The following is a 230-nucleotide window of genomic DNA, read 5'->3' as shown; positions in this document are numbered from 1 at the left end:
CAATGCATCGGTGACCACCGCGCCGCCATTCGGACTGTAGGCAAGGGTTACGCCATCAGCGCCACCCGCGTGCTGGCTCGAAATGACGCGACCGATGGTGTCATAGGTGAAGGTGCTGTAGCGGCGCCCGTCCTCGGCGGTAATGCCGGTCAGATGCTGGGGGAAATCCAGATTCTCGTAGTGATAGGTGCGCACCCCGCCGCCCGCGTAGGTGACGGTAGCGACCTGCC

At 63.9% G+C, this 230-nt stretch carries 1 protein-coding gene; it reads right to left on the bottom strand.

The window, feature by feature from the left end; translation table 11 throughout:
* The coding region (locus R0J92_RS27340; RefSeq protein WP_411053990.1) for a hypothetical protein at window positions 1-230 on the bottom strand (230 nt) is incomplete at both ends.

The sequence above is a fragment of the Tritonibacter sp. SIMBA_163 genome, from assembly GCF_046535935.1.
Lineage (GTDB): Bacteria > Pseudomonadota > Alphaproteobacteria > Rhodobacterales > Rhodobacteraceae > Epibacterium > Epibacterium scottomollicae.
The sequence above is the reverse complement of the archived record's forward strand: the minus strand, read 5'-3'. Positions and strand labels throughout refer to the sequence as shown.